Raw genomic sequence first — 23,492 nt, 5'->3', positions numbered from 1 at the left:
TTTGAGTAATGGATTAAAATTAATATAAAAATTATTTTTTGAGTTTATTGATCAAGTCCATCATATAAACTTTGCTATCTGATGAGACCTTCCTAACTTCAAGTTCAATTTTTTTGTCGTTCAAATAATTAAATGCATCAATGTCTTCTTGGTTGATAGAAACAGCATTTGTGACCATGGTTTTGCCATCATGGTATGCCATTCCACCAATATTAACGGACTTGACGTCAACACCTTCTTCGACGATACGTTTAACATCAGTTGGATTGGTGAAAAGCAACATAACGCGCTCACCAGCGTATTTCGGGTTATTGTAAACGCGAATACATTTAGCCACATCAACAACATGCGCAGTGACACCCGGTGGTGCGACTTGTTTTAACAACGTAGAGCGAACTTGGTCTTTTGCTACGTCATCACTGACCACAATAATGCGTTTAACTTGGGTTTCTTTCGTCCAGCGTGTTGCAACTTGTCCGTGAATTAATCTGTCATCAATACGAGCAAGTGCGATCACCATATGTTCACCGGGGCCGGCTTTCACTGGTGCAGGGGTGGGGGTGTTTGATGTGACAGGAGTTGGTTCTACTTCTGCTACAGCTTCTTTGAATTTAAATGAACGAACACCACCGCGACCCGTTTCGAGTGCAACAGAGATAAGTTCATTCATTGATGGGTCATCATCACGGCACATGAAGGTTTCAACTAACATTGGAACATTTACACCAGTGATAATGTCATAATTATCATGCTCATTAACAATACGACTAGCCGCGTTAAATGGACTGCCTCCCCATGTATCAACAAGGAATAAGACACCCTTTGATGTATCTAAATCAGTTAGCTTTTGGGTGTACTTATCAAATAGGGTGTCTGCGTTTTCCCCAGGGATAAAGTCAATAAACGACACATTATCTTGCTCGCCTATTAACATTTCGGTTGTTCGAAGAAGCTGCTCTGCAGCGACTCCGTGTGTACCAATCATAATAGCTATACTCACTATTTTTCCCTCATAGATAGATAAAACAAAACATTATCTGTCGATAAAATGGACACTCAAGTCAGGCGCCTTTTTATCAGTTTCCCCTGTATAATAATTTTAGCTGAATAATTACAAACATCTCATAATATTCATGAAGTAGCTCATGGTGTTGTTAGTATCAATTACATTATTAGCATATCATCTTGTATTATCCTAAAAACTTGTTTCGCGTCAGAAAAATAAGAATATACCTAAAAATTGATATTGAATTGCATTTTATTGCTGTTTATTTTGATTCAATAAAATTAAAAATCTGAGTATTTTGTTTTTGTTGGTTTATTGCTGTGTTATCGGTAACAAAAAAAGCAAATAAAATAGTACGATATTGATTTTTAGAGTAAAAAATAACCAAATTTCAGTGGTGATTAGCTGTCTCTTGTTCAGCTCAAAACAATCTTTAGCACAAAATAGTATTAATTTCGTTTTGATGTAACTTGTTGAATATAAGAAAACTGAGTTAATTCAATGGAAAAATTAGGGGTAATTGATTAGGTGAATTGGAGCATTTAGGAAGAGAAAGGTGACTAAAAATAACAAAAAACTTTTTAATACATATTAAAAAAGCACCCTTAAAATACTGTTTAAAACGATAACAGAATAGAAAAGGGTGCTTAAGACTTAAATTAATTGAGAATAAAATTAGTCACATTGTACTTTGATGGCTAACCCGCCTCGGGATGTCTCACGATATTTCGCATTCATGTCTTTCCCAGTTTCATACATAGTTTCAATGACTTTATCGAGAGAAACACGAGGTTCGCTTGTTCTGCGCAGTGCCATACGTGTGGCATTAACCGCTTTAACGGATGCGATGGCATTACGCTCAATACACGGAACTTGAACTTGGCCTGCGACAGGATCACAAGTTAAACCTAAATTGTGTTCCATACCGATTTCTGCAGCAATACACACTTGCTCAGGGCTGCCACCAAATAATTCGGCCAGACCCGCAGCGGCCATAGAACATGCCACACCGACTTCACCTTGACAGCCTACTTCAGCACCTGAAATGGACGCATTCATTTTGTATAATATACCAATAGCGCCTGAAGCTAAGAAATAACGCATATATAACTCTGGCGTTACAGGTTCAATGCAATGATTATAATAAGCTAATACCGCAGGTACGATGCCGCAGGCACCATTAGTTGGGGCTGTTACGACACGGCCACCAGCTGCATTTTCCTCATTCACGGCTAAGGCATACATATTGATCAGATCAACCACATTCATCGGGTCATTAGATAACTTGCTTGATGAAGTGACCATTCGATTAAGTGCCGGCGCACGACGGGGAACACGCAATGGGCCTGGTAAAACACCTTCGGTGTTTAAACCACGCTCAATACAGGCCTGCATCGTCTGCCATACATCAGCGAAATAGGCTTCAATCTCTTCTTTAGTGTGAAGATCTAACTCATTTTTCATCATTAAGCTAGAAATAGAGAGGCCTGATTTTTTACAATTGAGTAATAGCTCTTCCGCGGAATTAAACGGATAAGAAACTGGTTTGCTATCAAGAGTAGATTCGCCAAAATGCTCGGCATCTACAATAAAACCACCACCAATGGAATAATAAGTTTTGGTGTAAATTTCATCATTACCTGCAAAAGCATGAATTGTCATGCCATTTTCATGCAATGGCAGGTTGTCTTGACGAAAATTCATGCCACCTTCATTGGGGAAGTCAACGACCTGAAGACCATTTGCTAATGATAACTTTTCTGTTTCTTCTACATTTTTGATAAAAGTTGGGATGGATTCAATGTCGACAGTGGCAGGTAAATTACCTGCTAGCCCCATAATAATGGCGATATCAGTATGGTGCCCTTTTCCAGTAAGCGATAATGACCCATAAACATCCACAGAAATACGAGTGACGTTAGGTAATAAATTTTTGCTTACTAAATCATCGACAAATTCTTTCCCAGCTTTCATTGGACCAACGGTATGAGAGCTTGAAGGGCCTATGCCCACTTTAAACATGTCGAAAACGCTTATCACGCAGGACTCCTTAAAAAAAATATGAAAATGTAGTGCATTATTTTAAAAGGCGCTACTTTACTGTTATTTAGTAGTGTTAACCAGTAAGTTTAAAGTATTTTTTGAAATAAGGTAGTTGCTGAAGGGTAATTGATTGTAAATAGCACAAAATGTCTGTGATATGGCTAAAAAAGCAACAGGTAGTAGAGGTATATTTTGTCATATATGACGTCATATCTTGTTATCTTAAATAGATTTTACTGCGATACTGGCATCGTATGGTGAAAAGTTGTGTTAAGCGTTAATCCAATTGCAAAGCAAGTTGGTGAATAATAGAGGCGGTTAGTCCCCACACTAAATGGCCATTATACCAATAAAAAAAGATGCGATTATGTCGCCCTGAACGCTTAATATCGACATACTTATGACGCTGTAATGAAAGCGCATCAAATAAGGGAACTTCAAAGATAGCAGCGACTTCACTCGGGTTGGCTTGGTATTGAATGTTATTTGGCACCAAGCCAACGATTGGCGTAACTTCATAGCCACCGTAACTTTGTAAAGGGCTTAATTGGCCCAGTACCGTGACTTTTTCTGGGGGGATAGCCACTTCTTCATAAGCTTCACGCAAGGCGGTATTCACGAGCGTGCCATCTTCTGGGTCACTTGCGCCACCTGGAAAGGCGACTTGGCCTGCATGGGAGCGTAAAAATGGAGAGCGTTGCGTGAGAAGTAGCGTCGGATTTGGTTTATTAATAATAGGCAAAAGAACAGCCGCCGATTTACCCGCCTTGCGTTCAGGCTGGCGGGTGGCCGGTAAAGTAAACTGAAAACGACTGATAAAGTTATTCAGTTCAGTCATCGGTATTGAGCGCTCCTAATAACGGTAAGATCAGGCTTAATTTATCAAAAGTTTCTTGGTACTCTTTGTCTGCTTGGCTATCTGCAACGATACCGCCGCCAGCCCAACAATAAACCTGCTTTTTATACGTCAGTAAAGTACGAATAGTGATATTGCTATCCATATTACCACTGAAACTAATATAGCCGATTGCGCCACAATAGCCATGCCGGCGATGGGGTTCTAACTCTTCGATAATTTCCATTGCGCGAATTTTAGGGGCTCCGGTTATTGAACCGCCAGGAAAGCACGCACGTAACAAGTCAGTTGCACGGTATGGGGTATCGAGTTTTGCCGTGATAGTACTGACTAAGTGATGCACTGCAGGAAAAGCTTCAACAGCGAATAATTCAGGAACACTGACAGTGCCAGGTTTTGCAACGCGGCCAATATCATTACGTAGTAGGTCGACAATCATCAAGTTTTCTGCGCGGTCTTTGACTGAGTTCGCCAGTTTTTCTGCTTGTGCAAGGTCATCTTGTTCATTATCTAGGCGAGGTAGCGTCCCTTTTATTGGACGAGTTTGGATATTCCCATCTTGTAAACTGATAAAACGCTCAGGCGAAATACTGATAACTGCGTTTTCGGGGAGACGTATAAATGAAGAGAAAGGGGCGCCGTTACGTTCAAGTAGCGCTAAAAATGCATTCCATTCATCTCCCTTATATTTAGCTTTGAATCTTTGCGCTAAGTTGATTTGATAACAATCACCATTATGTAAATACTCATGGATACGGGCAATATTATGATGATATGCCTCTTCTGACATATTTGACTGCCATGAGGTAGTTAATTGAAACTTGTTTTTACGCGGTTTTTTTTGGGTTTGCAGCCAAGCCAGTCGGGCATCAACATCATCATAACTAATTAATGTAGTTGTTTTATTATGGTGATCAACAATGAGTGCCCACAAGTAGATCCCAATAGCCATATCTGGAAATTGCAATTCTGTTGTTGCAATTTCAGGTAATTTTTCAATGCGTCGACCTAAATCGTAACTCCAAAGACCGAGGGCACCGCCGTTGAAGGGACATTCAGTCTCTTCCTGATGTTTCGGTTGGTATTTATCAAGCAATCCTTGAAGAAGTTCAAAAGGATCTGATTCAGAAACGATAGGAGCCTGATTTGGCTCTGAGATGGTTGTTTCAAACTGATTAGTCGTCAGCGTTGCAATGGGGTCAGCAACAATAATGTCATACCGATTATGGGGGTGTTTTGCATTACCTGAATGCAGTAACATCGCCCATGGTAGGTGTGCCAGTGGGGTAAAATAATCAATGGCTGTGCTTGGGCTATAAGGTAATTGGATTTTTTTGATAACCATAATGATGAGTCTAAATTTCCGCAAGTGAATCAATACAGATTAACATATATTCTTATCTTAATAGACGAAGAGATGTTAAAATCTTAATCATTGATTTTAGTCTTTTATACATGAGGTTTAAACCATGTTTTCTGGTATGCCAGCACTTAATCACCAAGAACAGCAAGAAGCAGTTGAAAAAATTCATCAATTGATGGCGGAAGGGATGAGTAGTGGTGAGGCTATTGCATTAGTCGCTCAAGAAATTAGAGAAAAGCACCAAGATAAAGAGCAGATCCATGTTCGTTTTGATGATGAAAATTAATAATTTGTAAACATACTATTAACATCCATGCATAAATCTGATAGATTAATATTAGTTAAGTCATTCTATTTATCAATGAAGACTAAATAATAACCAGAAGATAACGGGTATCTGATAGGCTGAAATAAGCCGCTAAACTAATCAAAAGTCTTTACCTATTAATAGGTATCGGAGGATGGTATGGAAGCGAATCAAAAAATTGCTGTGGTTTTAGGTGCTTGTGCGCTGGTTTTTAGCTCTTTTGCGTTAAGCGCAAATAGTGAAGAAGGTAAAGCTGCTCCTTTCGTCAGTTGTGGCACGTTAACTGAGCCACAAATTGCAGCACAAGTGAAAAGCGATTTTATGAATAATCGTTTACCTCGCTGGACAGATGAAAAAGCGGCTTTAGGCAAGAAAGCGGTTGCATGGGTCAATGATAGTGAAGTCACTAAAACCGAAACAGGTTATAGGGTCCCGCTAGTTGTTCGTGGTGCAAAATCTGACTTACATTATTCAGTTGCGGTAGACTGCCAAAATAATACTGTGACATATAATACGTCGAAATAAATTTTTTAATCTTGATAATCAAGGGGTAACCATTCAGGTTATCCCTTTTTTGCATCATTTTTGTGTGTTTGTAAGGCTAGCGATTTCGCGGCTCATAGGGCATACGTGCAAAATTCTGAGATAGTTGGCGGTAGTATACTAGTCGCTCCCTGAAGTATTCCCTTAAGTGTTCAGGTTGTTCTCGCTCAACAGCTTCAGCAATGATGGCAATGTTATAGCGTTCTTTAAATGCAACACCGGAAGCCAAAAGGTCGACATTGACCTTATCCATTTCATCTTTAGGCAATAAAGCAAGATTATGACTCATATTTGATCTCTACGGTTAAATTCATCCCTTATTATTGTAACTGGATAATGAGAAAAAATCTCAATACATTAATTGAAATAATGAAATATAAGGATTAAATTTATCTTTTTATATATTTAGTTATTAAGAAAAACAGGAAAAGATAATGAGATTGATTATTATTGTTTTTAACAAAAGTTATTAATTATCAGTAAATTGTGTTTTTTTGTTTTAAGATTGTTTTAGGGTTTTAATTATTGTAATACTGTGCATAATATACACATCAATGATTAACCGATAAGGCATAAATATGTTAACTACAGACATGGTCAAAAAATTAAACGAACAATTAAACCTTGAATTTTACTCAGCAAACCTTTATTTGCAAATGAGTGCTTGGTGTAGTGACAAAGGCTATGAAGGCGCTGCGGCGTTCTTAAAAGCACACTCGCAAGAAGAAATGGAACATATGCAGCGTTTATTTGATTATCTTAGTGACACAGGTGCACTGCCACTGTTAGGGCAAATTGCTGCGCCACCCGTTGATTTCAAATCAATTAGCGATGTATTCAACCAAACTTACGAACATGAGCAATTAATCACCCGTGAAATTAATAAATTGGCTCATTTAGCAATGACGACACAAGATTATTCTACATTTAACTTCTTACAATGGTATGTTGCAGAGCAACATGAAGAAGAAAAATTATTTAAATCAGTACTGGATAAACTGGATATGGTGGGTGAGTCTGGTAAGGCACTCTTCTTGTTAGATAAAGACTTGAAAAACCTGTCAGCGGCAACGCATGTTTAATCTAAACACCGCAGATAAATAGAAACATCGTTTTTATTTCAACTTGATATATAAGCTCCCTAGACTTATGGACACGAATACGGTAATTCAATGTTCATAAGTCTTTTTCTTTTCATTTTGTGTGAAAACTCACAGGATAGGGCGATAAAACCCATTTTTAAGCGGTAAAATGGTTTGTTTTCCGTATAATGATTGGCAATTATTCTAAATTCACCTGCAAATTAAGAGGTTACTATGCCAATTAACCCTATTAAATCTTCATGGCGCAAAATCAGCGCAGTTGCCGTTCTTTTTTTAGGAATGTCTTTCCAGCAAGCATTTGCACATGCGCATTTAAAAGACCAGCTTCCTGCTGAAGGTACAGCAGTAGAACAAGCGCCTGAGTCCATCACATTAAGCTTTTCTGAAGGTATTGAAGTTAATTTTACTAAAGTCAGCATTATTGGGCCTGAAAATAAAATAGTAAAAACCGGTAAAGCAACGTTAGATCCAACTAACGATACTAAAGTGATTGTTCCTGTGGAAGACAAACTCATTGCGGGAAAATATGACGTTAATTGGAGCGTCGTTTCTGTCGACGGACATAAAACAAAAGGAACGTATAGCTTTGCAGTGAAATAATATGTCACTAGAAGCTTTTTACACACTTATTCGCTTTGTTCATTTTATCGCTGCAATATTGATGTGCGGAATGTCAATATTTGCAGTGTTACTTAGCCGCGGGTCATTTAATTATTTACTAAGCCGCTATTTGAATAAAGGCATCTTCTTCTGCGCTATCGTTACTGTATTAACGACCTTTAGCTGGATGCTTGCGCAAGCAGGTTTGATGGGGGATGGTTGGGAAGATAGTATCGACTGGGCGATATGGCAAGGGGTACTCGGGACGTCATTCGGTCAAATATGGCGTTGGGAACTTTTGTCATCGGTATTATTACTCTTGGTTTTATTTGTAAAGCCTACCAAATTACGATTAACGTTAATATTAATCTTTTCGGTCATCTTACTTGGTCTGCATGCTTTTATTGGGCACGCAGCGATGCATGATGGCGCAATCGGGGTGCTTCATCGCATTAATCAGTTTGTTCATCTTATTAGTTCGGCCTATTGGTTTGGTGGTCTGTGGCCATTTTTAATTTGCATTCAATTTTTACGCAATAAAAAAGAAATGGCGGAAGGGATGGATAAACACATTGTGAATACCATGATGCGTTTTTCACGTTTGGGCCATATCGCTGTTGCACTGGTTATTATAACGGGTGTCATCAGTGCGGTAATTCTTTTGCCTGGCTGGCCATTAAACTACTCGGGGTCAGAATACCAATCACTACTTTGGCTTAAGATCATTTTAGTGGGTGGAATGCTTTTGTTAGCTATTATCAATCGCTATTACATCGTACCGAGCATTAGGCAAAAAGGGCGGGTGAATTACCTAATCATTAACAGTTGGGTTGAGTTATTGCTAGGCACTATGGCGATCCTTTCTGTGGCGATTTTTGCAAGCTACCAACCAATCTAGCGAAACTTTTATATTTAATTGATAATATGCAACGATATATTTAATGTTCAATAAGGTCATTATCATGAAACTTAAACTCATTATTTGCTCTCTATTATTGGGTGGAACTGTGAGTACGGCTTTTTCTGCACCGTTAACATCTGTGAGTAAAAAACAATTTGGTGCTGATTGGCCATTTACTCGTGAGGAGGTCATGTTAGAGTGCCGCCATAATGGGGCTTTGGTCGTCATTAACCCTGCCACATTAATGCAATATCCACTCAATGAAATAGCGACTGAGCTGATGAATAAGAAAGAGATCAAAGCGCAACCAATTGATGTACTCCTTAAGCCTATTGATAGCGCCAAGTCAGTAGAGGAAAGAATATTGCCGATAAAAGAAGCGGCAAAAAAATTGTGTGTAGGCAATTAAGTGTATTGCCAATTAAATTATCAGCCTATAAGGGATGTGGAGAATTAGAAAATTATCAATATTATTCAATGCGTTGATTGATTGAAAGGTTTGAGTTATTGCATGCATAGGTTCAACCTATTAAACAAATAGTTCAACTTTAGAAAATTAAGAAATAAATTGTGTTAATAATATGTAAAATTATTGATAATAAACATGGTAAGAACGTGCATTGAAGGCTAGTATTAGAGTGTACTTTGTTACGTCTCAATGGCAATTTTAGCGCACGGCTCTGCCAGAGCCATTTCCCAAGGCCCGGTAATCGGAATCTACCAGGCCTCTTTTTTTGCCTATAATTTTATTCGTTTTCATTTCATATCAGCTTATCAGTTCTTGTCTATTTATATACTTAGCCACTCGCCTAAGCTTACAAACAAAATGATTAAGCTAGTTTCATCACCCAATGATGATTTTCTTTGTCATAACGATCACGGTAGAGTAAGACTGGCTTCTCATCTAAAGTTGCCGGGATACTTGTATGTTCGTCCCATCCATCAAGTTGCATGCAGAAGTCAGTATCAGAATCACACGGAATACTAACGGTATCGCTTTTGTGGGAAGCCATAATCGCATCATTAATTTCATAGGAAGATATTTTCAATTTCACAATACACATAACTGCACCTCACTTTATCCATTTTAACCATATATAATCAGCCCAACGAAGTTAAGAATAGTACAAATGGAATTAATTTCCAAAATAATTTTTATGGTGTGTATTAGGAAAGGGTGCAATATGTGGTTAATATGCACCCTAATAGTGGTTATTTTTTAGGGATAGACGTTCCCCATGCCATGTAATCTTTAGGGGGTTCCAATTTTAGAATGAAATGCTGTTCAGGCTTAGCTTGTGGGGCTAAAGGTACTGACGGCGGGGTTGCGAAGGAGATACCACCACGCACAAACTGTTTGAAAGTTCCGCTTTTAGCAACGCCACCCGTTAAACCAAATGAAAAATTAAAACCGGAGGATTGCCAAAACTCGGTATTGCTGCGAATCAGATATTGGTACTCCTTGCCAATGCGTGTGGCAACATATACACGATCGGAAAGCTCTCCCAAATATAGACCGGTAACAACACCGACCTCTAGGCCTCTAAATAAAATAGGCGTGCCAACTTGAACGGAGCCGACATCACTCGCATCAAGGTAAATAGTTAAACCATCTAGATAACGCGAGTCTGTAATATTTGCAGCTTGTAACTCAAATTGATAACGGCTTTTATTATTACGTCCCGGTTCTGCGCTAATATAGGGTTGTAATATACTATCTAAATTATTTAAACCCGCGGGCGATAATTCAGGGGTTACAACAGCGAAACGACTTCCTAGTTTGGTAAAAGTGCTGACATATTCAGGGTATAGGATCGCCTTTGCTTGCACTTCACGTTTATCAGATGACAATTTTAATGATTCAATTTGGCCAATATTGATGCCCAAATAACGGATAGGCATGCCTTCTGAGAGTTTTGATGCATCAAATGTTGTTAAGGTAATGATGCTTCCTATCGCTTTAGCTGAGGTTTCATTTGGATAAAGTGTGTGTTGGCGAGCGGTATTGGCGACGCTACCATCAAGGTTATCAAAGCTAATAGCACCGCTAATGGCTCGGCTCAGTGGTGCAGCTTGAACGGTTAAACCGTTACTATTAAGCTGAACTTTTGCGCCACCTTCAGCCCAAAATACACTGTTTTCAGTGAGTAAGTGAAGATATTCATTTGAAATATTTACATTGATCGCAAACCCGGATTTAGTTGGTTTAATGGCAATGATTTTACCGACGGCAAATTGGCGATAAAGAACAACAGAGCCCGCTTGGATATCGGGTAGTGTCGTAGTGTTGAGGGTGATAGTGGTAGGCGGTAAAGCCCCCAAAATACCCGCTTTTGCATTATCATCACTACGATATAAAGGAAACGTTTCAGGGAGTTTTTCTTTGCTTTGTCCTGCAATTAAATGAATGCCGCCATCTAGCCATTCTTGAGGGGTAGCGCCTTGGAATTGCAGTCCATTAAGGCCTAATTGGATATCCATTCGGCTATTTGCGATAAATTTACTATCTTCACGGACAAGGTGCTTGAACTCATCATATATTAAGATACTAAAATTGACTTTCTCGGCTTCTAGGTGACGCTGTAACACTTCACCAATCTGGATACCTTTATAAACAATAGGTTGCTCTTTATCGACACCGTAAGTATCGTGTGCCCAAAGTGTTAGCATAAGGGGAGATTTGCCATCTTGTTCTTCGGTTTTAACGATTTTTTTACTACTTTGTAGAACAAATTTTTGCCCTTCTTCCGCTTGTGGGCTGTTTTGTGGTGAGTCAAAAGCAATGGCGCCATTTATAACGGCAGAAAGGCTTTCCATTTTTAGGCTCGCGCCAGACTTAAGGTCAAAATTGCCTTGAAGCCCTGATACATTCCAAAACTGGCTCTCTTTACGAACCAAGTGAACATAAGGTTTTTTTACTACCGCAGAAATGGAAACGCCTTTGTTATCAGGTAAAATAGTGTAGTCCGAAATATAACCAACAGGCACTTTCCGGTAATAAATAGGGGAGTTCTCATTCAATGAGCCTAGATCTGGGGCTGTAAGGTGAATAAGTAACTCACCTTTATCAATATTGAGTTGTGGGGGCGTATCTTGTGCAACAAAAGAGAACTGCTCTGTTCCTGTGCTGGGTAACATGCCAATGTAATTTCCACCAACCAGAGCATCAAGGCCAGAAACGCCAGCCAATGATGCTTTGGGGGTGACTAACCAAAATTTAGTGCCTGAATTTAGGGCCGGCCGCATATCTTTATTCACACTAGCGGTCACAATAATGGTTTTCATATTTTTGCTGATAGCAACGGATTGTACTAAACCAACTTCTACGCCTTGGTATCGGATAGGTGTTCGGTTGGCGACAACACCAGGTGCAGATGTAAATTCAATCGTGATATCTGTACCTCGTTCAGTCCAATGTTGAAACAAAAGCCAGCCTGCGATAAAAATAGCGACCAAAGGCAATAGCCAGAAAGGCGAAATTTGTTTGCGTTTACGCAATATGGCTTCTGATATTTCCTCAGAGGGTTCATTTTGCGGGTTTTGATTTTCCATAAGAATCCCAAATTAAACGGCTATCTAACCACTCAACAGCCAAAATTGTTAAAATAACGGCTGAACCAAAATACAGAGCGGCAGGCCCCATAGTAAAAGACATCAGCTGATCTCGATTAACAAGTGTCATCATTAAGGCAATGACAAATAAATCCAACATGGACCAACGACCAATCCATGAAACAAACTTAAGTAATTTCATACGTAGAATAGGATCAGTATTGCTTTTCAAATGGATAGAAAATAGTAGCAATATCATGATAATAATCTTAATAAATGGAACTAATATACTGGCGATGAATACAATAATTGCGATTGGCCAGTTACCTGTATCAATTAAAGAAACGACGCCAGAATAGATGGTGTCCTCTAAACGCTGTCCATTGAGATAAAAAATAGAGATTGGCATTAAATTAGCAGGAAATAATAACACCATGGCAGCAATTAGTGCGGCCCAGGTTTTTTGTAAGCTATGAGGTTCCCGAAAATGAAGAGGGCGATGGCATCGCCTGCATTTCCCATTCCAATTCGCAGGCCCAGTGTAATGACAGGCAGTACAAGCTAATGTGCTATCTTGAGCTTTTTTATTATTCGTGGGATAAAACTTATGCCATAGCTCATCTAGGTTCATATGGATGAGAATTAATAAGCTGAGAATCGACATGGTAATAAAAGCGACTAAACCATGCCCAATGAATACACTTGCGTAATCTTGCATTTTAATGGCGGCAATACCTAATGCTATCAGGTAAACATCTAACATAACCCACTCTTTGATATGCCCTAGCACTAAAAGGATAGGCCGGAGGTTCAAATTGATGCGCTGACCAATGGATAACAATAAAATTAAAATTGGTAATAACAAGGGGGCGGCAATAGCACAAAAAGCCACTATACTGGCTGTAAATGGGTCCCCCTGTTGGTTAATTAAGCGAATACCTTCAATGACATTTGCGTTGATTTGGCTTCCTAATAAATGAATAGAAATGAGTGGTTGCCAAAATGCAATAGGAGCAAGCATTAATAATGTGACAGCCAATATCGATAAACGGTTAAGTGACCAAGACCGCCCATCATTAAGTTGGCTCTGACAGCGAGGGCAAATAACGACTTGCCGTCTGCTGAATCGAGGAGTTAGTAGTTTCTGATTGCAATGATTACAGCGTTGAAAAAGCAAATCAGTGTGATTAATGTGGCTCATATTGACTCATTTTAGGTGGTTACCTAGATGTAATCTAGTGTAAAAGAATTTACCTCAAAGTGACAAATTGGTAATCTTAGGACTACGCTTACAAATATTTGATTAATTGCTTGATTATTACAAGAAATAATTATGGATAAAAAGAAGTATTATCTTGAACTTTCAGACAATCTCTCTGCTCTACTTGCAGGTGAGTATGATTTAATTGCAACCTTAGCAAATACCAGTGCGTTTTTATATGAATGTTTAGAAGGTGTTAACTGGGCTGGTTTTTATCTCAGTAATGGGCAAGAATTAGTACTGGGGCCTTTCCAAGGTAAGGTTGCGTGTGTGCGGATCCCTTTTGGTAAAGGCGTTTGTGGAACAGCCTTTACCAATAACCAAGTTCAGCGTATAGAAGATGTTCATGCATTCCCAGGTCATATTGCCTGCGATGCAGCTAGTAACGCAGAAATTGTCTTTCCTTTGGTCGTTAATGGGCAAACTATCGGGGTTTTAGATATCGATAGCCCAAATATTAGCCAATTCGACCAAGAGGATGAAAAAGGGTTACTGCACCTTGTAAGCCAGTTGTGTCAACACTTGGCAATGTGTTCTATGCCTAAATATCATTAAATAATGGTCAGTTAAATTAATAGTAACGTGGCAATTGTCAGCAACACGATTATAATGTCAGCTTGTTCATGCCCGTGAGGTTGGCAAAATCGTTGTTATCAGGAAATTTCATGGAAAATCAACCTAAGTTGAATAGTAGTAAAGAAGTTATCGCATTTCTAGCAGAGCGTTTTCCTCGCTGTTTTATCGCTGAAGGCGAAGCACGTCCGTTAAAAGTCGGAATTTTTCAAGATATCGTAGGGTGCTTAAAAGAAGAAGATGGTATTAGTAAAACGCAATTGCGTTCTGCATTACGCATGTATACTTCTAGCTGGCGTTATCTTTACGGTGTTAAAGAGGGCGCTAAACGCGTTGACCTAAACGGTGAAGATTGTGGTGAATTAGACGCAGAACATATTGCTCATGCGCGCCAACAGTTATCTGAGGCTAAAGCTCGTGTTCAAGCACAACGTGCTGAACAAAAAGCACAAAAACGCCCAGTTGCACAAAAAACGGGTGAAAAAACACCGCGTACTCAAAATGCAACTAAAGAAAGAGCGCCTCGCCGCCGTCCAACAGAGAATAAAGAACGTCCGCAAAATACACCAGCTAAAAACCCTCGCCGTAATACACCAGCTCCAGAGCAAAACCTGAAATCAGTGACTGACATCAACGCACTACAGATTGGCCAAACTTTGAAAGTGAAAGTGGGCACTAGTGTGATGGACGCTTCTGTGCTGGAAATTGCAAAAGATGGTGTCAGGGTTCAATTGCCAACAGGGCTGGCAATGATTGTACGCGCGGAACATTTAAAGTTCTGATACGGAGGTCAATCAGGTCATGAACAAACTTCTTAAAATTGCACTGGTGGTAAGTCTAGCAACTTTCGGCAGTGCGGTCGCTAATACTCAAGCAGTGGCTCCGGTCACTGCGGCTCAGTTACCTGTCTTAAAACAGAGTGTACAACACGGCACTGTGAGTGAAAGAGTCACATCTCGGTTCACTCGCTCACATTATCGTCAATTTGATTTAGACAATGCGTTTTCTGGGAAGATATTTGACCGTTATCTTAATATGCTAGATTTTGGTCATAATGTTTTACTCCAATCTGATATTGAGCAATACGCCAAAGATAAAGGCAAAGTCGGTCAGTGGCTTGAGGATGGCAAATTAGATACGTTTTATGACCTGTATAACCTGTCACAGGAAAGGCGTTTCGAGCGTTTTAAATATGCATTGGCTCGTTTAGAGCAACCTATCGATTTAAATGCGACTGATTCAATTGAAGTTGACCGTTCTAAATCACCGTGGCCCAAAGACAAGCAAGAACTTGATCGTCTTTGGGACCAAAAAGTGCGTTATGACTGGTTGAATTTAAAACTTTCAGGGAAAGATGATAAAGAAATCAAAGAGAAACTGACGAAACGTTATAACTTTGCGTTAAGGCGTTTAACGCAAGCGCAAAGTGAAGATGTGTTTCAATTGATCGTTAACTCTTTCGCCCGTGAAATCGATCCGCACACAAGTTATTTATCGCCTCGTAATACAGAACAATTCAATTCAGAAATGAGTTTATCATTAGAAGGAATTGGTGCGGTATTACAGCAAGATGACGAAAATACGGTTATTAACTCGTTAGTTGCTGGAGGCCCAGCAGCTAAAAGTAAAGAGCTAAAAGTCGGTGATAAAATTATCGGTGTAGGTCAAACGGGTAAGCCGATTGTTGATGTGGTTGGTTGGCGCCTTGATGATGTGGTTGCTTTAATCAAAGGGCCGAAAGGAAGCAAAGTTCGGTTAGAAGTCGTTTCTGATACTAAAGGGGCGAAGCCACATATTGTCACGATAGTTCGGGAGCAGATCCGGTTAGAAGACCGAGCGGTTAAGTTGACTATTAAGCAGCAAGGTAAAGATAAAGTCGCTGTTTTAGATATTCCTGGTTTTTATGTCGGTTTAACGAATGATGTTAAAACACAATTGCAAAACTTGGCAAAAGATAATGTTTCGGCATTGGTTATTGACTTACGTGGTAATGGTGGTGGTGCATTAACTGAAGCCGTTGCGTTATCCGGCCTGTTTATTCCGAAAGGGCCAATTGTTCAAGTTCGTGATAATAACGGTCAAGTTCGCCAAGATATCGATGATGACGATGTTATTTACTATAAAGGTCCTCTCGTTGTTTTAGTCGATCGTTTTAGTGCATCTGCATCTGAAATTTTTGCAGCGGCAATGCAAGATTACGGTAGGGCGATGATTGTGGGCGAGCCGACTTTTGGTAAAGGTACCGTTCAGCAGCACCGTAGTCTGAGCCGTGTTTACGATCAAATGCTAAAACCAGAATGGCCTTCATTAGGTTCTGTCCAGTATACCATTCAGAAGTTTTATCGGGTTAATGGTGGTAGTACACAACGTGAAGGGGTAACCCCTGATGTGGTCATGCCTACAGGCCAAGATCCAGCTGAAACAGGTGAAAGCTTTGAGGATAATGCATTGCCATGGGATAGCATCCCACCGGCAAAATATACGCCTGTTGGTGATGTTGCTTCTGATTTATCACCAATAAAAACGCAACATTTGGCACGTATTAGCAAAGATCCTGAATTCAACTATATTGATGAAGATATTGCGCGCTATAAAGTTAACAAAGAAAGTAAGAATCTTATTTCACTCAACTATGCTGAGCGACAAAAAGAAGATTCAGAAATTGAAGCGACAAAATTGAAACGTATAAATGAACGTAATACTAGAGAAGGTAAACCATTACTGAAATCAATTGATGATTTACCTAAAGATTACGAAGGGCCGGATCCATACCTCGATGAAACGGTGAAAATGGCAGTCGATTTGGCTAACCAACACACTAAGTTATTATCAAATAATAAATAATTTTCTCTTATTATTTTTCGAATTAAGCCAGCGCCTAAGCTGGCTTAATTTTTTGAGTCATTACAGTACCGATTTAATACATATCTTAAACGAAAAACGCAATATCAACTTATTGTGAATTTGGTGTTTTTAATAAGTAATGTCGAAATTTATGCGGTTTTATACTTTAGTTATTTTATTTTTTAAAATAACTAGCTGGAATTAATAATTATTTATAGGCTTCTTTACCTTTACTTAATTTATCCTAAACTTTGGTATAGTTTCCTTATCAACGAGGCAATATCATGCGTAAATTATTTATAGGATTAATGGCTGTTAGTGTAATGATGGTTGCATCTATTAATACAGCGAATGCAAGAAATTACCCATGCTCTGGAAGTAAAGGCGGAATTGACCGTTGTGACGGGGAGAAGTTTATCTGTAATGATGGGTCAACTAGCCGCTCAGAGCAAGTATGTACGAGAGAATTAAAAAATGATATTAACAGTAAAGTAAAAGCGGCTGGGGCAGTGATTGGCACAGGTGCAGTCAAGCAATCAAGTAAGTCATCGGTTTCTGATTCAATAAAAAATACGAGTGACAAAGCCAGTAAAACCGTTTCTGATAAAGTAGACAAGGCTAGTGATAAAGCATCTGGCAGAGCTAAGACAGTAAAAGAGAAGGCGAGCAAAGCTGCGGATAAAGAAGTTAAAGACGTAAAAGATAAAGTTAGCAAAGAGGCAGATAAAGGCTCCGCAAAAGCGGTGAAAGAGAAAGCATCTAAAGCTGCAGATAAAGAGTCAGCAAAAGCCGCGAAAGAGAAAGCATCTAAAGCTGCAGATAAAGAGTCAGCAAAAGCCGCGAAAGAGAAAGCATCTAAAGCTGTGGATAAAGAGTCAGCAAAAGCGGTGAAAGAGAAAGCATCTAAAGCTGCGGATAAAGAGTCAGCTAAAACAGTAAAAGAAAAAACAACAAGATCAACTAAAGAGAAAGCTAATTAGTCCGAAAATAAAACAGCAAATTACGATAGAGCAAAATAGTGCCACTTAATGTGGCATTATTTTTTAATAAAATGAAAGTAAAATTGAATATTCATTCGTTTGGTGAACAAAGTAAGTGATAAGATAGATAAATACACCAAATTGTTTTTGGTAATTGACGAGCTAGCTTTATCGTTTCAATAAAAAATAACTTTAAATTTAACTGGTTATAAAATGAACCTGTAAAAACAAGTGGTTAAAATTTTTCCTATAAAAAGTAATTATTTATTTAGTGTATATGAATGAGTTTTGCATGTGGCTATGTAAAGTTATGTTATTTTTTAGGGTTTTCGCGTTAATACACTTGAAATAGTGTGAAAAAACCTTATTTATAAAGTAAATTCTACGTATATTTGTTTTTACCAAGGAATACATAAAAAATGATGAGAATTGCTTTATTCTTACTCACAAACCTAGCTGTTATGTTTGTGTTTGGGATAATCCTAAGTTTAACTGGGATCAGAGGGAGTAGTGTTCAAGGCCTTATGATTATGGCGGGTCTGTTTGGGTTTGGTGGTGCTTTCATATCACTCTTAATGTCCAAATGGATGGCCCTGAAATCAGTGGGCGGTGAAGTTATTGAAACTCCACGGAACCAAACCGAACAGTGGTTAGTATCAACCGTTGCGCGCCAAGCACAACAAGTGGGTATTCAGATGCCACAAGTGGCTATTTATCATGCCCCAGATATCAATGCGTTTGCTACGGGCGCACGCCGTGATGCTTCACTTGTTGCGGTGAGTACTGGGTTATTAGAAAATATGAGCCGCGATGAAGCGGAAGCGGTAATCGCTCATGAAATTAGCCATATCGCAAATGGTGACATGGTCACGATGACCTTATTGCAAGGTGTGGTGAATACGTTCGTTATTTTTATTTCTCGTATTATTGCACAGGTTGCGGCAGGTTTTATGTCCAACAGTGATAACGAAAGTGAAAGTAGCAATGGTAACCCAATGGTCTATTTTGCGGTTTCCATGGTACTTGAAATCGTCTTCGGTATTTTGGCAAGCATCATTACGATGTGGTTCTCTCGTTACCGTGAGTTCCATGCGGACGCAGGTTCTGCAAAATTAGTCGGTCGTGAAAAGATGATAGCGGCATTGCAACGGTTAAAAACCAGCTATGAGCCACAAGAAGAAGGCCGTTTAATGGCGTTTTGCATCAATGGTCGTGGTAAAGCATTCAGTGAATTATTTTTATCACACCCACCATTAGACAAGCGCATTGAAGCATTACGTTCAGGTCAATATTTAAAGTAACCTAAATAATTATCTAAAGTACGTCTTATGTAGACAATGGTTTTAGTATCTGCCCAGTAATTGTTTAATTACTGGGCATTTTTATTGATGCAGGATGCACACATATCCCTTTCCAAATACCCATTCATATTCAACTAACTCAATTTTAATGGCGGCTCGCAATTAATTGTATTTATAACTGCAATCGATAAATCACAAGTGAGCTTACTCACAATCTTTTATTTTAAATGATGAATTATTGAAATTTTGTTCGCTTTTATTTTACTTTTAATCTTTATTAGATTGATAAGGAATTGTTATAAATTTTATTTGCATGTTAATTAATGTGAGTTGATTGGGGGTAGGATGGATTTGATAACGACGTGGTTAAGTGAACTAAATGGTGTGGTGTGGGGAGTACCAATGCTTGTTGGGATCTTAGGCGTTGGTATTTATATGCAAATTCGACTTGCATTCCTACCGATAAGGAAAATTGGAACAGGTTTTAAGTTATTGTTTCAAAAGAATGAATCACGAGGTGAGGGACAAATATCACCTTTTAATGCATTAATGACTGCGTTATCGGCAACGATTGGTACGGGGAATATTGCCGGGGTTGCAACTGCGGTTGTCATGGGAGGACCTGGCGCGTTGTTTTGGATGTGGATGACGGCATTGGTGGGGATGGCAACAAAATACTCTGAGGCGGTGTTAGCTGTCCGTTTTCGTGAAGTCGATAAATATGGCCAGTATATTGGTGGCCCAATGTACTACATTAAAAATGGATTAGGCCCTAAATGGATTTGGCTGGGAACACTGTTTGCCTTCTTCGGTGCATGTGCCAGTTTTGGTATCGGCAATACGGTACAAGCGAACTCAGTGGCTGATGTACTAGAAAGTAACTTTGGTGTGCATAAATGGTTGACCGCAGGGGCTTTAGTTTTATTAGTTGGTGCGGTATTGATTGGTGGGCTGCGACGTATTTCTGATGTTGCAGGAAAACTTGTCCCATTTATGACTGTTGCCTATTTTGGCGCAGGCATCATTGTGCTTGGTATTTATTTTACTGAGATCCCTGCGGCACTTTCTTTGGTTGTTACTTCGGCTTTTAACCCTGTTGCTGCTCAAGGTGGGTTTGCGGGGGCGGCTGTATGGGCTGCAATACGTTTTGGGGTTGCGCGAGGCGTGTTTTCCAATGAAGCGGGTTTGGGAAGTGCACCTATCGCCCACGCTGCTGCAAAAACACAAAATCCTATTCGCCAAGGGCTTATTGCGATGTTAGGGACATTCATTGACACTATCATTGTATGTTCTGTCACGGGATTAACCATCATTATTACTGGTGGTTGGCTGACCAGTGAAACTGGCGCGACATTAACTGCATCATCATTCCAAACAGCCATTCCTGGTGGAAATTACATTGTTGCTATTGCATTAGCCGTATTTGCATTTACTACCATTTTAGGGTGGAGTTTCTATGGTGAAAAATGTGTGCAATATTTATTTGGATTGCGAGCAATAAAGCCGTACCGAGTTTTATGGTTGATAGCTTTACCAGTTGGGGCAACGCAATCGCTTGATTTTGTTTGGTTATTAGCTGACACACTAAATGCAATGATGGCGATCCCTAATTTGATTGCTCTGTTACTTTTAAGCCCTGTTGTTTACCGGTTAACACGTGACCATATAAAAGATGTGAACGCAGATAGCATTGATATGGCAAAACAGTTGTACGACAATAAATCATAATTGATTGGCAATAAGCTTCATTTTAATGATGAAGCTTATTGTTTCTTCAATATCCCCCTCTTATTCATAAAGCTTATCGATGGGCAATATATAAATCATCTATTTTTATCGGTAAAATTACGGAATGGCGTTAAATGCGCTATGCTTAGAAGAGAAGTTGTAAACCATGCGTATTTTATAAATTAAACAAGGGGATAGAATGGATATTCTGGAGAAAACGTTATTGTTTGGTAATGATTTTTTGACAACGACAAACCCCGCTAGGTTAGTTCCATTTAAATTTGAGATTTATCATTCTGAGCAAGGTTTTTACCATCGGGTATATAAGCAAGTTGGCATATCAGGGGCTAACTTAGGGCAAACATTTCAAATGTGGGCTTTCGAAGAGCAGAAAAGCTGGGACAAACAAACCGCGGATACGACTGTTGATGAATATATTCAGCATTGCCAAGATATTTATAAGCGGAATAATGCATAAGTTGTAGAAAAAAAAGCCCCCTTCATAGGGTTCTGAAGGGGGAGCTAAATGAATAAAGAATGGTTTAATTCATGAATAAAGATAGATGATTTTCATGATTAAAACTTAGTTATTTGTGCAGTTTAAACCACGCAATAGTATATATATCCTTAAAATAGCATTTATCGCTAAATAATCTATTGGCGATAGCCTGTTTTTATTTGTTCTAACGTGTTTTTATAGGTTTCTGCCTGTTTTTCGTCTTCCATTTGTGCAATTTCACGTTGCATCTTGATTAAAATTTTACCTGCATCAGCCTGACCAATAGCTTTTAGCATATGCGTCAGCAAATTTTTTAGACAAGTAACTTCATCCGCTAAAGTATTAACGTTAGGTTCAGTAGGAAAATGGGTTTTCATTAAAAAGGTCCTTTAATCATAAAAAAATAATAGCAAGATTGTAGCATAGAAAGTAATACTATGTGTTTTCAGATAACTGAATGTTATAAATATTCAGATTAATGAGTTAAATTTGAACGAACAATTAAATAGTATGTAGGAGGGGGATCACCTCTAGGCTCGCTGTTTTTCTTACCGGTAAGTGGAAAGGAGCCTTTATGAGTAATGAAAAATTGTGATACAATTCACAAAAAGATTTATTGGCAACCAAAGTTGCTCAGTAACGTCTCAATCCTGTACTAAATACCAATGTCTTTTCGCAGCAATTTTTATACCCAATTAGGTGATTGGTATCTATTATTTGTGGGAAAGTGAAGGCTAAAAGAAATATGACGCAAGTTTCTAGAAAAACAGCTTGGATCCGTGTAATAGCATTAGCGGTTGCTGCATTTGTTTTTAACACAACAGAGTTTGTGCCTGTTGCATTACTCAGTGATATTGCAAAAAGCTTTGATATGACGGTCGCACATACTGGTTTGATGATAACAATCTACGCGTGGGTTGTGGCTTTGATGTCGCTACCTCTAATGTTATTAACCAGTAAAATAGAGCGTCGTAAATTATTAGGCTTCTTATTTGTTATCTTTATTATTAGCCATATTATTTCTGGTTTTGCATGGAGTTTTGATATTTTAATTGCAGGACGTATTGGTGTGGCTTTATCTCATGCGGTATTTTGGTCAATTACGGCATCGTTGGCTATTCGGGTTGCTCCCGCAGGTAAAAAAGCTCAAGCGCTTGGATTATTAGCGACGGGGACTGCATTAGCAACAGTATTGGGTCTTCCCCTTGGCAGAGTGGTGGGGCAATTCTTGGGTTGGCGAGCGACATTTTTAGGTATCGGTGTTATTGCATTGTTCACTATGGTTGTGTTGATCCGTTTTTTACCTCGTTTACCAAGTGAACATTCTGGCTCGCTAAAAAGTTTGCCTATGTTATTTCAACGACCGGCACTCGTTGGCATGTTTGCATTAACAGTGTTAGCAGTGACGGCGCACTTTACGGCTTACAGTTATATTGAGCCTTTTGTTCGAGAGGTTGCATTACAGAGCCAAAACTTTGCCACTTTACTCCTGCTAATTTTTGGTGGAGCCGGTATTGTTGGTAGCGTCATATTTAGCCGCTATAGCAGCAAATTTTCATTATCTTTTTTACCCGCAGCAATCGCATTTATGACGATTTGCTTATTATTGCTGATGCCATTAGGTAGAGATGTTTGGTCTTTGGTGATGTTATCCGTATTCTGGGGAATGGCAATGATGTGCATTGGTTTAGGAATGCAAGTTAAGGTGATTGATTTATCTCCAGATGCCACCGACTTGGCAATGTCAATTTTTTCTGGAATTTTCAACATTGGTATTGGTGCTGGAGCACTGTTAGGTAATCAAGTTATTGTCCATATGGGGATGACCCAGATTGGTTATATTGGTGGTGTGATTGGTCTTATCGCCTTCGCGTTATGTGTCTATTTGTTCAAGCGTTATAGTGTTACCCTCAGCGATAAAACAGGTACCGCTGTAAATCAGTAACTCGCATTTTCATTATGATGTAAAGATAAAAAGCTCTGTGTTATTTTAATGATAAACAGAGCTTTTTTGTTGTTATCTAAGTAACGC

General features: G+C 39.0%; 23 protein-coding genes. 14 read left to right on the top strand and 9 right to left on the bottom strand.

Annotated features, from left to right (window positions below):
* Window positions 1-31: 31 nt before the first annotated feature.
* The 4 genes from manX to pabB all read right to left on the bottom strand — a co-directional run bounded on the left by manX (window position 32) and on the right by pabB (window position 5,250).
* Complete coding sequence (gene manX, locus PSF42_RS12225) at window positions 32-1,000, bottom strand: PTS mannose transporter subunit IIAB (protein ID WP_217748457.1); 969 nt, start codon at window positions 998-1,000, stop codon at window positions 32-34.
* A gap of 681 nt (window positions 1,001-1,681) precedes the next feature.
* Window positions 1,682-3,046, bottom strand: a complete 1,365-nt coding sequence (locus tag PSF42_RS12220) for an L-serine ammonia-lyase (RefSeq protein WP_125892995.1) — start codon at window positions 3,044-3,046, stop codon at window positions 1,682-1,684.
* Window positions 3,047-3,326: 280 nt separating this feature from the next.
* Entirely contained in the window at window positions 3,327-3,887 is a 561-nt protein-coding gene (locus PSF42_RS12215; RefSeq protein ID WP_213912653.1) for a CoA pyrophosphatase, read from the bottom strand.
* The gene (gene pabB / locus PSF42_RS12210; protein ID WP_125892998.1) at window positions 3,880-5,250 is read right to left on the bottom strand and encodes an aminodeoxychorismate synthase component 1; all 1,371 of its coding nucleotides are present in this window, start codon (window positions 5,248-5,250) and stop codon (window positions 3,880-3,882) included. Before pabB ends, PSF42_RS12215 begins: the two co-directional genes overlap by 8 nt.
* Window positions 5,251-5,374: 124 nt before the next feature.
* On the opposite strand from pabB, the gene PSF42_RS12205 reads away from it, so the two are divergent.
* Window positions 5,375-5,554, top strand: coding sequence for a YoaH family protein (locus tag PSF42_RS12205; protein ID WP_213912655.1), 180 nt, complete (start codon window positions 5,375-5,377; stop codon window positions 5,552-5,554).
* 180 nt (window positions 5,555-5,734) lie between these two features.
* Window positions 5,735-6,100, top strand: coding sequence for a protein YebF (gene yebF / locus PSF42_RS12200; protein ID WP_125893000.1), 366 nt, complete (start codon window positions 5,735-5,737; stop codon window positions 6,098-6,100).
* A 76-nt stretch (window positions 6,101-6,176) separates the two neighbouring features.
* Here yebF and PSF42_RS12195 read toward each other — a convergent pair whose 3' ends face one another.
* Window positions 6,177-6,407, bottom strand: a complete 231-nt coding sequence (locus PSF42_RS12195) for a DNA polymerase III subunit theta (protein WP_004253885.1) — start codon at window positions 6,405-6,407, stop codon at window positions 6,177-6,179.
* 289 nt (window positions 6,408-6,696) lie between these two features.
* Here PSF42_RS12195 and ftnA point away from each other — a divergent pair, with 289 nt between their 5' ends.
* From ftnA to PSF42_RS12175, 4 genes are all read left to right on the top strand, one after another.
* Complete coding sequence (gene ftnA, locus PSF42_RS12190; protein ID WP_102138686.1) at window positions 6,697-7,200, top strand: non-heme ferritin; 504 nt, start codon at window positions 6,697-6,699, stop codon at window positions 7,198-7,200.
* Window positions 7,201-7,434: 234 nt separating this feature from the next.
* Entirely contained in the window at window positions 7,435-7,821 is a 387-nt protein-coding gene (gene copC, locus PSF42_RS12185; protein WP_125893002.1) for a copper homeostasis periplasmic binding protein CopC, read from the top strand.
* 1 nt (window position 7,822) lies between these two features.
* A complete protein-coding gene (copD, locus tag PSF42_RS12180; protein WP_125893004.1) occupies window positions 7,823-8,719 on the top strand; it encodes a copper homeostasis membrane protein CopD in 897 nt (298 codons plus the stop codon).
* A gap of 64 nt (window positions 8,720-8,783) precedes the next feature.
* The gene (locus tag PSF42_RS12175; protein ID WP_272680077.1) at window positions 8,784-9,131 is read left to right on the top strand and encodes a DUF2511 domain-containing protein; all 348 of its coding nucleotides are present in this window, start codon (window positions 8,784-8,786) and stop codon (window positions 9,129-9,131) included.
* Window positions 9,132-9,552: 421 nt separating this feature from the next.
* On the opposite strand, the gene PSF42_RS12170 is transcribed toward PSF42_RS12175, so the two are convergent.
* The 3 genes from PSF42_RS12170 to yebS all read right to left on the bottom strand — a co-directional run bounded on the left by PSF42_RS12170 (window position 9,553) and on the right by yebS (window position 13,475).
* Entirely contained in the window at window positions 9,553-9,786 is a 234-nt protein-coding gene (locus PSF42_RS12170) for a DUF1480 family protein (RefSeq protein WP_102138682.1), read from the bottom strand.
* A gap of 148 nt (window positions 9,787-9,934) precedes the next feature.
* A complete protein-coding gene (locus PSF42_RS12165) occupies window positions 9,935-12,274 on the bottom strand; it encodes a PqiB family protein (protein ID WP_272680076.1) in 2,340 nt (779 codons plus the stop codon).
* Window positions 12,249-13,475 carry a membrane integrity lipid transport subunit YebS gene (gene yebS / locus PSF42_RS12160; protein WP_125893010.1) on the bottom strand — a complete coding sequence of 409 codons (1,227 nt, stop codon included), beginning with the start codon at window positions 13,473-13,475 and terminating at the stop codon, window positions 12,249-12,251. The genes PSF42_RS12165 and yebS overlap by 26 nt, the downstream gene beginning before the upstream one ends.
* Window positions 13,476-13,607: 132 nt before the next feature.
* Here yebS and PSF42_RS12155 point away from each other — a divergent pair, with 132 nt between their 5' ends.
* From PSF42_RS12155 to PSF42_RS12125, 7 genes are all read left to right on the top strand, one after another.
* Window positions 13,608-14,090 (top strand): GAF domain-containing protein, encoded by a 483-nt coding sequence (locus PSF42_RS12155; protein ID WP_213912660.1) that lies wholly within the window; start codon window positions 13,608-13,610, stop codon window positions 14,088-14,090.
* 110 nt (window positions 14,091-14,200) lie between these two features.
* The gene (proQ, locus tag PSF42_RS12150) at window positions 14,201-14,890 is read left to right on the top strand and encodes an RNA chaperone ProQ (RefSeq protein WP_272680075.1); all 690 of its coding nucleotides are present in this window, start codon (window positions 14,201-14,203) and stop codon (window positions 14,888-14,890) included.
* 19 nt (window positions 14,891-14,909) lie between these two features.
* Complete coding sequence (gene prc, locus PSF42_RS12145) at window positions 14,910-16,952, top strand: carboxy terminal-processing peptidase (protein WP_125893016.1); 2,043 nt, start codon at window positions 14,910-14,912, stop codon at window positions 16,950-16,952.
* A 284-nt stretch (window positions 16,953-17,236) separates the two neighbouring features.
* Window positions 17,237-17,932 (top strand): cell envelope biogenesis protein TolA, encoded by a 696-nt coding sequence (locus PSF42_RS12140; RefSeq protein WP_272680074.1) that lies wholly within the window; start codon window positions 17,237-17,239, stop codon window positions 17,930-17,932.
* Between the two features lie 419 nt (window positions 17,933-18,351).
* The gene (gene htpX / locus PSF42_RS12135; protein ID WP_125893020.1) at window positions 18,352-19,233 is read left to right on the top strand and encodes a protease HtpX; all 882 of its coding nucleotides are present in this window, start codon (window positions 18,352-18,354) and stop codon (window positions 19,231-19,233) included.
* A 345-nt stretch (window positions 19,234-19,578) separates the two neighbouring features.
* Window positions 19,579-20,961, top strand: coding sequence for an alanine/glycine:cation symporter family protein (locus tag PSF42_RS12130; protein ID WP_125893022.1), 1,383 nt, complete (start codon window positions 19,579-19,581; stop codon window positions 20,959-20,961).
* A 199-nt stretch (window positions 20,962-21,160) separates the two neighbouring features.
* A complete protein-coding gene (locus PSF42_RS12125) occupies window positions 21,161-21,439 on the top strand; it encodes a hypothetical protein (protein WP_213912662.1) in 279 nt (92 codons plus the stop codon).
* Window positions 21,440-21,615: 176 nt separating this feature from the next.
* Here the strand turns inward: PSF42_RS12125 and PSF42_RS12120 are convergent, their stop codons facing one another.
* Window positions 21,616-21,837: a DUF2594 family protein gene (locus PSF42_RS12120; protein ID WP_125893026.1), complete on the bottom strand. Its 222-nt coding sequence runs from the start codon at window positions 21,835-21,837 to the stop codon at window positions 21,616-21,618.
* Between the two features lie 368 nt (window positions 21,838-22,205).
* On the opposite strand from PSF42_RS12120, the gene PSF42_RS12115 reads away from it, so the two are divergent.
* Window positions 22,206-23,405 carry a sugar transporter gene (locus PSF42_RS12115; RefSeq protein WP_125893028.1) on the top strand — a complete coding sequence of 400 codons (1,200 nt, stop codon included), beginning with the start codon at window positions 22,206-22,208 and terminating at the stop codon, window positions 23,403-23,405.
* Window positions 23,406-23,492 lie beyond the last annotated feature (87 nt).

It is taken from the genome of Providencia sp. PROV032, assembly GCF_028484875.1.
In the GTDB taxonomy this organism is placed as follows: Bacteria; Pseudomonadota; Gammaproteobacteria; order Enterobacterales; family Enterobacteriaceae; genus Providencia; species Providencia rettgeri_E.
The sequence above is the reverse complement of the archived record's forward strand: the minus strand, read 5'-3'. Positions and strand labels throughout refer to the sequence as shown.